This window comes from Pedobacter sp. NO84, from assembly GCF_059703915.1.
Window position 1 is genome coordinate 2,867,606 of sequence record NZ_AP046575.1, and the last position, 12,184, is coordinate 2,879,789.

The window sequence follows — 12,184 nt, forward strand, 5'->3', positions numbered from 1 at the left end:
TTTTATAATAAATCAATTTTTTGTTTAAGTTTTAGTCCTGCAGGAGATTCTTTTAAACGAACAGAAAGACTGTTGAACATTTGTTTGATATCTCCGAATACAATGGGCGAGTTACTATTAGGAAGTTGATAAAACCGAAATAAATTCAATAGAGATACTATTGTTAAATTAGAATCATTGTATTTTTTTACCCACTCGGGGATGGTTGTCTCTTTTATTGCCTTAGAAAATGCAACATACTGTAAATTATAAATTCCCTTATCTGTAATTTTAGCTTTTTTTAATGATGATGCAGAATCTGCTTCAAAAGTAACCTCTTCGAGAATGACGTCGCGGAATCGATAGTCCAAACCTGGTTCCCAAACCCTAGTTTTCGTTTTAGCCCTATACTCATCTACTGTAATATCAGTTCCATTGTCCATGAAAAGAAAGGCGTGTTTTATAGGTAACTCCTCCATTAACGTTTCTCCCCTAAATTCAAATTTATTGTTGATCAAGGGTACCTTTAAAAAAAAACCAGACTTAGAACTATTTACCAGATAAGCATACTTACTTTCTCCTACATTCTTTATATAACCGCTAATGTGATAGCTAATGGATTGAGCGGATGTAAATAATGGCGATAGAAATAGTGCTATCAATATGAACTTTTTCATAAAGTTTTTAAGAATATATGAAGTAGACATAAAAATGCCTACTTAAATATTGACATGTTAAAAATGACAAGTTCGGCCACAGAAATCATAATCAGAATTTTCTAATTCATCATCCGGACCATCGCTCACAAAATCCAAACAGCACATGTAACAAACGTTAGATGGCCCAGATAACCAAGGTCCATCGCATTGGCCACCACCGCCACCGCCAGGCGTATTTCCGCCCATTACTTTTCTCATTTCAGCTTTGCTGAGTAAATTTACTTTTTTCATGTGTAAAAAATTAAGTTTTAGGTCAATTCTATAAACCTTAACGAAGGTTTATTTAGCGTCATGTATTTTAAAACTGCATGATAGTTATTTGCATATGGAGAGATGGTATGTTAAGGGATTGAGATACCCACTCTTATATTATAATAAATCTATTTGTTGTTTAAGCTTTATTCCTTGTGGTGTTCTTTTTAGACGATCGGAAAGGCTAATATACATTTGTTTAATATCTCCGAATGCGCTAGTTGAGTTGCTATCTGGTAATTGATATACTCGAATCAGGTCTTGCAGATATTCCAAGGTAACGTAAGAATCATTGAATTTTTTTACGCAGTCGGGTAAAGATTTCGACCTAACTGCCCTAGAAAATTCGACACTCTGTAAATTATAAATTCCATTCGCTGTAATTTTAGCATTTTTTAATACAGAGGCAGAATCTGCTTCAAAAGTCACTTCTTCAAGGATAATTCCTCTGAATTTCTCGTCCAAACCAATTTCCCATACCCGTGTTTTCGCTTTAATAGTGTACTCTTCAGATGTTATATCAGCTCTACTGTCCATAAAAATTACTGCATACTTTATGGGCAAACCTTCCATTTGGAGCTCTCCTCTAAATTCGAAACTATTATCGATTAAGGGTACCTTTAGAAAAAAGCTCGGTTTTGATGAACTTACTAGATATGCATATTTACAATCCCCAACATTTTTTATATGGCCTCGAATATTGTAAATAAGGGATTGCGAGAATGTATGTAGAGGAAACAGAAATAAGGCTATTAATAGGAACTTTTTCATTAAAGGAAAATATTAATAACCACACTGGCTAGCACACCTGTCATAATGGTAAGGTTCTGGATGATCATCACCCCAGAAATATAAACAACAATTATAACAAACCACACCTGTTCCAACCCACCAATGATAGCATGGATCGCCCCCGCCTGGATCGCCAACACCTCCATCATCAACAACTCCACCCATCACTTTTTTCATTTCAGCCTTGCTGAGTAAGTTTACTTTTTTCATGTTTAAAAATTATTTTGTTCAGATTAATTTCTGTAACCTTCACGGAGGTTTACTTGGTATGTATTTAAAAGTTCATGATCGTTAGTTAGGGCAGCACGTTTGCAAGCGAAAAAGCCCTTTTTTTTATCCATTTTAATTAATTAGATATTTAATGTCTTCTAATCGGTAAGGTTCAGGAAGTTTATACCCATTCACTAAAAATGTAGGAGTAAATGTAATTTCCGCCAATTCGCACCATTGTTTCTGTACTTGCGTTACCTTGCTAAAATCCTCCTCAGTTGATATGGGATGTCTGCTAGTCCACGAGCCATAATTTTTATCTGTAGAATTATACCAATCGATTAATGCATTCTCTACCGATTGATTGCTGCTTGATGCATTTAAAGCAGCTAGATGCCTTACAACCTTAGTTCGCTGTTCATTCTGCTCATCTGAAGTGGCAAAAATTAATTTAACTTGAATATCATTGTTTTTTTTGAGCCAAGCATTTATAGTTTCATGTGCTTTGGCACATGGTCCACACAGGGGATTGCTAACCATTGTAATGATCGTCTCCGCTTCGGGATTACCAAGCACGATGGGTACTAATTCCTCCCCAATTGAATATTTAGGTTGACTTTTTAATGCTTGATTAAATAAATCTGCATTGTACTTAAATTTCTTAAATTGCTCTTTAAGGGGTTTAAGTTGCCCAGCATCGATAAAAAAAGGCTTTAAAAATGCCCATATTAAAATAGGGGCGAGAAAACAGCAAATTAGCATTACACTATCCCTATAGCTAAGGGCAATTGCTACAAAGGATGGGTAAGAAATTGAAACAATAGCTTCGAGCAGAAGTACCGCTTGTACTGTACAGCATAAAATGCACCATTTTTTAACCCGATACTGGTATCCAATCGAATAAACAATATAGGGCAGTGCTGCTATACTTAACCATCCTAATACATTGTTTGTAGAAGGACTATACAGAAGATAGAAAAATGAGCCGGTAAAATAAAAGAATCCCACCTCGCTCCAGCTCAACCAGGACGTCACTTGAGATGCCTGGGATTTTAAAATGGCATTACAATCATTTTTACCTGTAAGGCCGCATAGATTTTTAATAAAAGGATTGTTTGAATTTAAGGATTGCATTAATAATAATATACTAAGGGCAATACCTGTTAACTTAAGTAGTATCGAAAGCATTAATCCAGATGTAATAACGCTTTTACCCAGTAAGAAGTAAAGTATACAACAGAGCAAGATTAATGCTGTTGGAGCAATAAGTGATCGAAGAAAAGATTTGAAAGCATTACTTCGATAAGCAGATTCGCCACTATGTTCGGTAGGAGTTGCATACAGGGCAATGCCGCTCCAACGTCTTAAAAATTCTTCTGTTGAAATATCTAATTTACCTTTTTCATCTATTCCCTCTACCCGATCATTAGCAATTGTTTTTACTAAAGTAAAACGGCCCCCTTCTTCAGGTAAATGAGCTATAAATGGAAATAAGAGGTCATCGGCACTAAACTCCTGTTTATCTATTTTGTAGGATTGATTATCAACTCCCCACTCATTTAAACTATCACTAATGGCCAATAAGCTGGGAAAGTCGGGATGTGCTTCTAGGTTTTCTTGAATAGTACTGGAGGTTACCTTTACTTTCAGTTCCTTTACTAATTGCCGTGTAACCTCTATGATGTTGTGCTTGATTGAAAGTGAGAGCTTAAACATGTCGGGCGTTAATAGGTTGTTATAGAGATTTTGAAGAATTAAATTTAAACGATTACGTTTCAAATTTTTTGTGATTTATACGCACATTTTGTGATTTATATGCACATTTGGATTCGAAAATTATTATTGCTAATTTCATATAACCTATTGTTAAACATCTTATTATGAAATTCGGAATCATCCTGAAAGAACTCCGACTCCTAAAGGGAGTAACTCAGCAAAGCATTGCCAACAAGCTAAATATCGAACGAAGTACCTATTCCAAATGGGAAACAGATAAAATAGTGCTCCGTGTTGACCAATTAAAAAATTTAGCAAACATCTATGGATTAGATTTTGAATACATTGGCAGGTGTGTAGAAGCGGAAAGAATTATCTCTAAAAACGATGCTGAAAGATTTATCCGCATGCAAGAGCAAAAAGAAAGGGAGTTATATCAGCATAGAGCTAATACTTGAAATAAATCTCCTTTCGAACGACAAACACCTTAAATTTTTATGAGCCTTGGCACGATAATAGCCTTATCCTAAATAAGAAACCTAATTTATGGATGAAGCATGAAAAGTGTATATTATTTCGTTTTATTGGGGGCTTTTTGTACACTTCTGAGTTGTAACCTAAAATCTGACCATCCCCAGTCGGAAATTACGGACCAATATGCTACTGATCTTACAGCTAAGACAATTATTAGATATACCGATTCCATAGATAAGAATTTAGGCAAGCTCTCGAAGCAAACAAGTCTGGTTTACCTCTTGGGCGATCTATCATTTTATGTAGAAAAATTTAGCAGCAACGGCACCCCCGTTATAATGGTTGAGCATGCCTACAATGGTGCAACCAGCAAAAGCTTAAAAAAATATTATTTCAGAAACGATAGCCTTATTTTAGAGGATGTAAAAACTGAACTTTCCAATGATGATGGAACTGTTTTTAAAAATACAAGAACTTTTTTGCGCAGTAATACCGTCTTTAAATTAGAAAATAGAACTGCATCTTCGCAGGCTTCTATCAACGCGCTTCCCTATATTGATGTTCCCTTAAGTCAGAACCCTAATCCAGATCAGAGTTTAATGGAAAATGTAAGTTCGTTAAACGATGTTTTAAACGGTAATGACAAATTTGACATGGTATTTGAGAACATCACCACCTATCCTGATTCGAGGTATATCATCTTGCGAAGCAAGATCCAGAACAGCTATATTGCCAGCATCTTAGTGAATGATAAGGATCAATTTATTGATAGTCTCTTAAACGATCCCATTAACTTCAAAAACCAGAAGCTTAACATCCATTGGGTGGTAAAAGATCATGAGGCGGTTTATGTACCCGCGGTAAGCGCAGGGCGATCGGCGGATGGCGAGCGTTGAGGTTTAGACGCAATTAGATAAACTTATGACGTTAAGGTTAAGCAAGCGCTTAGCGCAAGACGCCTAAGCCTCAAACAAACACTTCCGCTAAAGGATTAAACAAATAAACATTTCCATTATCCAAACACTCGCAGCGATAACGTTTTCTAATGCGTTCTCCTTTTTTAAATTTGCGGCCATCCTTTAGCGTAAAAACGGTATGCAAGGGAAGTTCCTCTATCCTAATAGTAGATAAATGGGTATCGTATTTTTTTAAAGCCCTTGCTAAGGTAAGGTCTGTGCAACTTGAGGCTGCTGGGTTGTTTAAATAGTTTATAATGATCTGAGAGATTTCTGGAGGAAATACATGAAGTTCGAAAAATGGATTCATCATTCGTTTAAAATTGAACTTCCACTCAGAACCATGTGGCTTTGCTTTATTTTTATGATCGTTCCAAGTTAATAAATGAGCAAACTCATGTACTGTCGTAACCAAAAATGCGTACGGGTTAAGGTCGTTGTTTACAGAAATTTTATGCCCTTTTCCTTTAAATGGATGCCGATAATCGCCCAGTTTTGTTGCCCTATTTTTGGAAATCTTAAATTCACATTGGAAATAATCGATCCATTTAGCAATAATTGGAGCCGCAGGCTCGGGCATGTACTGCGCTAAAACATCAATTTTATTCATTAATAATGATTACACCGATTTAAATGATTTCACAGATTGATGATTATACAGAGTTGGACCATACTTCGCTTTGCGCCAAACGCCAAACAAATTTAAGGTTTTATTTCAAGAACTGATAGGCTATTAAACTTGCCACATAGGCCATGGCCGTCATGTAAACCAATTGGATCATTGGCCACTTCCATGATTTTGTTTCCCTGTACACTACGGCAACGGTACTCATGCACTGCATAGCAAAAGCATAGAATAGCATGAGCGAAAGTGATGTAGCAAAGGTAAATATGGGCAATCCGGTTTCTGGATTTTTTGCATCTCTCATTTTATTGCGGATTGTTGCAGTTTGCTCATCTCCACTATCTACGCTATAGATGGTTGACATGGTACCTACAAAGGCCTCTCTAGCAGCAAACGAGGTGATTAAAGCAATGCCGATTTTCCAATCAAAACCCAAAGGTTTGATGGCGGGCTCAATGCTTTGTCCTAATATACCTGCATAAGAATTTTCGAGCTTCTCGGCCGCTTTATCTCTTTCGATTGAGGCCAAGCTAACACTATCCTTAACGCTAGATTCTAAGGACTCATATTTTTTCTCAATGCTATCAAACCTGTCGCCTGGCCCATAAGTTGCCAACACCCATAAAACAATAGATATGGCGATGATCACTTTACCGGCCTCCAATACAAAGGTTTTAGATTTTTCGTACATGGTGTAAAGTACATTGCTCCACCGCGGCATCCGATAAACAGGAAGCTCCATTATAAAGTAAGATTTTTCCTTGGCCTTAATAATAAACTTCATCACAAAGGCTACTAAGATTGCGGCTATGATACTAATAACATACATCGCCATTAAGGTAATTCCCTGAAGGCTAAGAAATCCAAATATCATTTTATTGGGAACCACCAAAGAGATAAGCAGCGTATACACGGGTAATCTTGCCGAGCAGCTTACCAATGGCGTAACCATAATGGTAATAATCCTATCTTTCCAGTTTTCGATATTTCGGGCACTCATAATGGATGGAACCGCACAAGCAATTCCTCCTATCATCGGCACTACAGATTTCCCGCTTAGCCCAAACTTTCGCATCACCTTATCGAGCATAAAAGTTACCCGCGCCATGTAACCCGTATCCTCTAAAATAGATATTAAGGCAAATAAAATGGCGATCTGGGGAATAAAAATAATGATTCCTCCTAAACCTGCCAATACTCCATCAACCAATAGATTGGTAAGGATCCCTGGCGGCAAGTGCGCGTGACCAAAGCTGGTAAGCCAAACAAAACTGTTTTCGATAAGCTCCATTGGATAAGCCGACCAAGAGAAAATGGCGTTAAATACAAAGAAAAGGATGAGAATGAAGATGAAAAATCCCCAAAACCTATTGGTTAGTATTTTATCAAGCCTATCCGTAACCTTAAACTTCTTTTCGGCACCTAGATCAAAAATCAGATCAGTTAAGACAGTACTTAGATAACGATATCGTGCAATGGTTTCTGCCCCTTGTATTTTAGCCGATTCAAAATTATTAAGTTTTTTAATCGATTCGATATCCTCTTGTTCCTTCGGTGTTAAAAAAGTAAGATGTTGATGCTGATGTAATACCTGAAGAGCGAAATAGTCGTTTTTAGTAAGCAGTCTTTTTTTTACTGCAGCTATGGCTTCTGCTGCAAATATCGTTACATCGATGCCACTAACCTGGGTGGTAACGGAGGTAGTATGAGATAGCGCCTTTTTAAGTGTTTCTAGGCCATCGTTTTTCCTGGCCGACATGGCTACAACCTGAACACCCAGTCTTTTTGCCAGAATATCTACATTTACGTGGATCCCCTCCTTACGTGCCAAATCGGTCATATTAAGCACCAATAACATGGGCAGCCCCAAATCAGCAACTTGAGAATACAAGAGCAGGTTACGGCGCAAATTAGTAGCATCGGCAACCAAAACAACTATATCGGGGTGACTTGAATTATTTTGATCTGCTAATACCTGAAAAACGATACTTTCGTCTTTGCTTTTAGGGTATAGGCTATAGGTTCCCGGAAGATCGATAATTTCAGCCTGCTGCGAATCCGATAGTTTGGTATAGCCAATTTTTTTATCGACGGTGATGCCTGGAAAGTTCCCAATTTTTTGGTTTAACCCAGTTAAAAGATTAAAGAGGGTAGATTTTCCGGTATTTGGATTACCAACTAATGCAACTTTAATATCGGCCAAAATACTATTGAATTATAATCACTGCGGCTTCGCTTTTACGCAAACACAGTTGATATCCGGCAACGCGGATAGCCATAGGATCGCCAAGGGGAGCAAAACGTTCAACTTCTACCACCTCACCAGGTAAACAGCCCATTTCCATCAGCTTTACCGACATTTCTAAATCTGTAAAAGAAACAATGGTTCCTTGTTCTCCTGTATTTAATTGTGATAGGTTCATCTCTTAAATTTGGTGCAATTTACCCTTTATTTATATTAAATCCAAATAAGATTAGTCATCGGATGATTAAATCATCTGATGACTAGCGTAAGGATTCAAATCATCCGATGACTATAAAAAAAAAGTCGTTGGTTTAAAACCAACGACTTTTTTAAAGGGGCAAAAGCCGAGCGATTACATGCCCATTCTCATTCTTTGGCCTCCTTGACCTTGTCCTTGTCCTTGTACACTTCTTCCTGCCACATTGTTTAATGAGTAGGTAAATGAGAACATGTAATAACGTTTCAGCACATTAAAATTCTGATCAATAATGGTGTTGTTTGCTGCTGTACGAGAGATACCAGTATTCTCATTGAATAAATCGTTAACAGATACTTTAAAAGTACCTTTATTTTTAAAGAACTGGCGGCTCATATAGCCATTAACCAAGGTATATTTCGTGTTGAAATCATCTCCCCTACCGTAGGTTTGGTTGTACGTAACATCTGTTTGTAAACGTATATTTCCAGGGAACAAATAACTGATGTCAATATTTGGAGCAAGTGTATAGAAGTTAGTGGTGGGAGCAGTGGTATAACTTCCATGGCTCCAGTTTCCTGAAACTCCTGCAATCAGATCTAATTTATCTAAATTTGAAACCAATTTATAGCTATTGGTAACACCAAATGATTTTGTAATATTCTCTATCGAATTAGAAATATTGGTATTCTTTGCATAATTACCATTTAATCCAATCTGAAGTGTTAATTTATTGCCTTTTATAATCGGCTGACCAATATTACTAAATACAATGGCATTAAAGTTACCATCAACATTAACTGGACTTGTAGCAATTTTACCGTAGTTTACATCTGCTGTGTTTGTAATCAACACTTGGTTACTGCCAAAATCATTAGAGGTTTGATTAATTATTCCGCCAATAAAAAACGTTCTATATGTGGTAAAATCAAAGTTATTATAGAAAATACTTAAATTATTTGTAAATGATGGTCTCAATGATGGATTTCCCAAAACTACAGTTTGCGTATTGGTATTGTCAGGAATGGGCTGAATTTGATCTATACTTGGTTGTGTGGTACGTCCGTTATAATTGATCCTTAATCTTTTCGTGTTACTAAACGTATATCTAAATTGTGCAGAAGGGGTAATGTTATAAAAATTCTGATTAAACACTGCACCTGTACTGGTATTTACGTTTTCGCGATCCGTATTTTGAACGCCTAATCCTACATTCCATGTATATTTCTTTTCAGTTTTATTGAAACTAAAGCCAAGGGCATTGGTTAACGTGGTATTTTCAAAAACATTAGAATAGGTATTGTCTTTGATATCAAAATTTTGGGTTGCCGCATTAAAATTATATACAAAACGTTCCTTATTCTCGAAGCTATACCCATTGGTATAGTTAAATTCGATACTTAGTGTTTTTGACAGGGGTTCTGTATACACCAATCTTGAAGTATTACTTAAAGAGTTGGTATTATAGTCATTTAATTGATTGGTTAACTTTTGGTTAGTAACCGTACCAATCGTTGTTCTATCCGCAATGTAATTGATGTTGTCTGCATCGCTATCGTTAATGCTGGTATTGATATTTAGCGATAGCGTACGACCTCTACGTTGAAACTTCTTACGGATTAATATACTGTTGTTAATACTTGGGGTTTCAGATTTAGTGGTATAATTCTGTGTACCCAATGTAGATGTAGTTAATACCCCTCTTGTATAATTACTCAAGCTATTGCCTGTGTTCTCTGTATAAGAGATATTTGGTTGTATTCTTATTGAGGTGGTTGAATCTAATTTGGTATCGATCGTAAAGTTTAACCTGTGGTTTAAACGTTCTGTTGTACTTACTAGATCATTTAAATTGGTAGTAGTTGTGTTACCCAACAAGTTTTGGGTAAATGTAGTAGAAGTGTTAAACAAAGAGGTTTTATTAAAGAAATAACTTCCGTTGATCGTTGTCTGGTCGTCATACGTATCGGCAAAGTTCAAACCAATTGCATTCGTAGTAATGATACCTGGAGTACTAGCACCACCGCCGCCGCTAAAGTTTATTCCACGACCACCGCCACCGCCGCCACCGCCACCAATACCACCACCAAAGTTCTGTTTGTTAATGTTATTAAATTGGCCTATTAATGAAAACTGCTGGGCTTTATCAAATCTGTTTACATTTAGATTCACATCGTATCTATCATCAGTACCGTATCCAACCGTACTATTTCCAAAGTAACCCTTGTTTTTAACACCATTTTTGGTTACGATATTTAGGATTTTCTCTCTATTTCCATCATCAACGCCAGAGAACTTTGATTGCTCAGACATATCGTCGATGATTTGGATCTTATCTACCATATCAGCCGGCAGGTTTCTGGTTGCCAATAATGGATCATTGCCCATAAAGTCTTTTCCATCAACCCTAACTTTTTTAATGGTCTCTCCCTGTGTTGTAATGGTACCGTCTTTAGAAACATCTACACCTGGCAATTTCTTTACCAAGTCTTCTACTACAGCGTTTTCTTTTACCTTGATAGTAGCAGCACTAAATTCTAAGGTATCTTTTTTAACCACAACCGGTGGGATTTCGCCTTTAACCTCTACGGTTTTAAGGTCTACACCAGTATTTTCCAATAGTAGGTTCCCAAAGTTGATGCTCGGATTTGCTGCAGTAAGCTCGAAATCTTTGGTAACGGTTTTTAAACCGATAAAAGCTACGTATAATTTATATTTTCCAGGCGCTAGTCCAGAAATGGTAAAACTACCTGTTGCAGTGGTATTGGCTCCGCCAACAACGCTCGAATCGCTTAATTTCTTAATGGCAACCGAAGCGTAATCTACTGGTGATTTGTCTTTTGCATTTAGTACCTTACCAGTTGCGGTACCGTTGGTTTGTGCGCTCGCATAATAACTTACGAATAAGAAAAGTATTAATATTGATTTTTGTAAAAACTTGTTCATTTCTGTTTTATAATATTTTGTAAAGTTACCTATCAGACTATCGTAAGACACAAAAGTTTGTTAAGAAGTGTTAAAATGCGGGTAACATTTTAAATACAACTAACTTTATCGTTACAGAGTTTAGATAAATGTAGATTTAGATAAGGAGAAGCGATTTTTAATAAATTTAGAATGTCGAATAAGCACGTGGCATTTTTGGGCAATGACAGGATGGCTTAAACAAACTACATGAATTAAACAGTAGTACCACTAATAAAAGGAAAACCAACTTATACTTTTTCATTGTAATTTAGCCGATGTAATAATATGTAGCTGAACACTCCCATCAATGCCCCAATCATATCGCATGCAAAGTCCCACCACTCGGCCGAACGATAAGTGAAGATTTTCCACTGTAACAGCTCAATCCCCCCTCCAATTATTGCATTGATAATTATAATTTTAAAAATAGTAAGCGACCTAAAACTATAATTATGTTGATAGTTGATCTTACCGTAGAACAAAAGTATGGTTAAGATATAAAAGAAACCCAAATGGACCATTTTATCAAATCCTTCAAAGAAAAAACCACCACCTTTGCTTGCCGGAAGTTCAATGTTACAAAGCACTATAATAAAGACCGCCCATAAAATAGACCACCTCTGCGTCTTTAGTGCTTTGTAATCAAACATTAAGCACCAACTAAGGTTTTATAATCCTCAGCACTTAGTAATTCTTCCAACTCAGCTTCATTGCCAATGGTAACCTTAACCATCCATCCTTTACCATAAGGATCAGAATTTACCAATTCGGGATTGTCATTAATCTCGTTATTAATTTCTTGGATAGTTCCAGATAGTGGCATAAATAAATCAGATACCGTTTTCACAGCTTCTACTGTTCCAAAAGTTTCTTCCTTAGCTATTTCGGTTCCCACACTCTCTATTTCGATGTACACGATATCACCTAGTTCACGCTGAGCGAAATCTGTAATGCCAATAACAGCAGTGTTTCCAGAAATGCTAATCCATTCGTGGTCTTTGGTATACTTTAGTTCTGATGGAAAGTTCATATTTTAAATTTTATAAGTTAAAT

General features: G+C 36.5%; 13 protein-coding genes. 2 read left to right on the forward strand and 11 right to left on the reverse strand.

The features are described 5' to 3' along the window. Positions 1–2: 2 nt before the first annotated feature. The 5 genes from AC6H0V_RS12540 to AC6H0V_RS12560 form a co-directional block, all read right to left on the reverse strand. Positions 3–656: a hypothetical protein gene (locus AC6H0V_RS12540; RefSeq protein WP_497560528.1), complete on the reverse strand. Its 654-nt coding sequence runs from the start codon at positions 654–656 to the stop codon at positions 3–5. Between the two features lie 57 nt (positions 657–713). Continuing rightward, positions 714–929, reverse strand: coding sequence for a hypothetical protein (locus tag AC6H0V_RS12545; RefSeq protein ID WP_497560529.1), 216 nt, complete (start codon positions 927–929; stop codon positions 714–716). A gap of 138 nt (positions 930–1,067) precedes the next feature. Next, positions 1,068–1,721 carry a hypothetical protein gene (locus tag AC6H0V_RS12550; protein WP_497560530.1) on the reverse strand — a complete coding sequence of 218 codons (654 nt, stop codon included), beginning with the start codon at positions 1,719–1,721 and terminating at the stop codon, positions 1,068–1,070. Positions 1,722–1,733: 12 nt separating this feature from the next. Further along, entirely contained in the window at positions 1,734–1,952 is a 219-nt protein-coding gene (locus AC6H0V_RS12555; RefSeq protein WP_497560531.1) for a hypothetical protein, read from the reverse strand. Positions 1,953–2,084: 132 nt separating this feature from the next. Further along, complete coding sequence (locus AC6H0V_RS12560; RefSeq protein WP_497560532.1) at positions 2,085–3,668, reverse strand: thioredoxin domain-containing protein; 1,584 nt, start codon at positions 3,666–3,668, stop codon at positions 2,085–2,087. A 164-nt stretch (positions 3,669–3,832) separates the two neighbouring features. Between AC6H0V_RS12560 and AC6H0V_RS12565 the strand changes: the two genes are divergently transcribed. Continuing rightward, a complete protein-coding gene (locus AC6H0V_RS12565; RefSeq protein WP_497560533.1) occupies positions 3,833–4,126 on the forward strand; it encodes a helix-turn-helix domain-containing protein in 294 nt (97 codons plus the stop codon). Positions 4,127–4,225: 99 nt separating this feature from the next. Continuing rightward, positions 4,226–5,038: a hypothetical protein gene (locus tag AC6H0V_RS12570; protein ID WP_497560534.1), complete on the forward strand. Its 813-nt coding sequence runs from the start codon at positions 4,226–4,228 to the stop codon at positions 5,036–5,038. Between the two features lie 70 nt (positions 5,039–5,108). Here AC6H0V_RS12570 and AC6H0V_RS12575 read toward each other — a convergent pair whose 3' ends face one another. From AC6H0V_RS12575 to gcvH, 6 genes are all read right to left on the reverse strand, one after another. Further along, the gene (locus AC6H0V_RS12575; RefSeq protein ID WP_497560535.1) at positions 5,109–5,708 is read right to left on the reverse strand and encodes a SprT-like domain-containing protein; all 600 of its coding nucleotides are present in this window, start codon (positions 5,706–5,708) and stop codon (positions 5,109–5,111) included. A gap of 100 nt (positions 5,709–5,808) precedes the next feature. Next, positions 5,809–7,929, reverse strand: coding sequence for a ferrous iron transport protein B (gene feoB, locus AC6H0V_RS12580; protein ID WP_497563380.1), 2,121 nt, complete (start codon positions 7,927–7,929; stop codon positions 5,809–5,811). Position 7,930: 1 nt separating this feature from the next. Then, positions 7,931–8,146: a FeoA family protein gene (locus tag AC6H0V_RS12585; RefSeq protein ID WP_497560536.1), complete on the reverse strand. Its 216-nt coding sequence runs from the start codon at positions 8,144–8,146 to the stop codon at positions 7,931–7,933. Between the two features lie 174 nt (positions 8,147–8,320). Next, entirely contained in the window at positions 8,321–11,110 is a 2,790-nt protein-coding gene (locus AC6H0V_RS12590; protein ID WP_497560537.1) for an outer membrane beta-barrel protein, read from the reverse strand. A 269-nt stretch (positions 11,111–11,379) separates the two neighbouring features. Further along, positions 11,380–11,781: a VanZ family protein gene (locus AC6H0V_RS12595; RefSeq protein WP_497560538.1), complete on the reverse strand. Its 402-nt coding sequence runs from the start codon at positions 11,779–11,781 to the stop codon at positions 11,380–11,382. Continuing rightward, positions 11,781–12,161 (reverse strand): glycine cleavage system protein GcvH, encoded by a 381-nt coding sequence (gene gcvH / locus AC6H0V_RS12600; protein WP_497560539.1) that lies wholly within the window; start codon positions 12,159–12,161, stop codon positions 11,781–11,783. Before gcvH ends, AC6H0V_RS12595 begins: the two co-directional genes overlap by 1 nt. Between the last annotated feature and the right edge of the window lie 23 nt (positions 12,162–12,184).

What these genes read in the sequence shown, in the direction of transcription:
- AC6H0V_RS12570 (WP_497560534.1), top strand. Translation starts at nt 4,226, where the DNA reads ATGAAAAGTGTATATTATTTCGTTTTATTGGGGGCTTTTTGTACACTT.
- AC6H0V_RS12550 (WP_497560530.1), bottom strand. Translation starts at nt 1,721, where the DNA reads ATGAAAAAGTTCCTATTAATAGCCTTATTTCTGTTTCCTCTACATACA.
- gcvH (WP_497560539.1), bottom strand. Translation starts at nt 12,161, where the DNA reads ATGAACTTTCCATCAGAACTAAAGTATACCAAAGACCACGAATGGATT.
- AC6H0V_RS12540 (WP_497560528.1), bottom strand. Translation starts at nt 656, where the DNA reads ATGAAAAAGTTCATATTGATAGCACTATTTCTATCGCCATTATTTACA.
- AC6H0V_RS12545 (WP_497560529.1), bottom strand. Translation starts at nt 929, where the DNA reads ATGAAAAAAGTAAATTTACTCAGCAAAGCTGAAATGAGAAAAGTAATG.
- AC6H0V_RS12555 (WP_497560531.1), bottom strand. Translation starts at nt 1,952, where the DNA reads ATGAAAAAAGTAAACTTACTCAGCAAGGCTGAAATGAAAAAAGTGATG.
- AC6H0V_RS12590 (WP_497560537.1), bottom strand. Translation starts at nt 11,110, where the DNA reads ATGAACAAGTTTTTACAAAAATCAATATTAATACTTTTCTTATTCGTA.
- AC6H0V_RS12565 (WP_497560533.1), top strand. Translation starts at nt 3,833, where the DNA reads ATGAAATTCGGAATCATCCTGAAAGAACTCCGACTCCTAAAGGGAGTA.
- AC6H0V_RS12560 (WP_497560532.1), bottom strand. Translation starts at nt 3,668, where the DNA reads ATGTTTAAGCTCTCACTTTCAATCAAGCACAACATCATAGAGGTTACA.
- AC6H0V_RS12595 (WP_497560538.1), bottom strand. Translation starts at nt 11,781, where the DNA reads ATGTTTGATTACAAAGCACTAAAGACGCAGAGGTGGTCTATTTTATGG.
- AC6H0V_RS12575 (WP_497560535.1), bottom strand. Translation starts at nt 5,708, where the DNA reads ATGAATAAAATTGATGTTTTAGCGCAGTACATGCCCGAGCCTGCGGCT.
- AC6H0V_RS12585 (WP_497560536.1), bottom strand. Translation starts at nt 8,146, where the DNA reads ATGAACCTATCACAATTAAATACAGGAGAACAAGGAACCATTGTTTCT.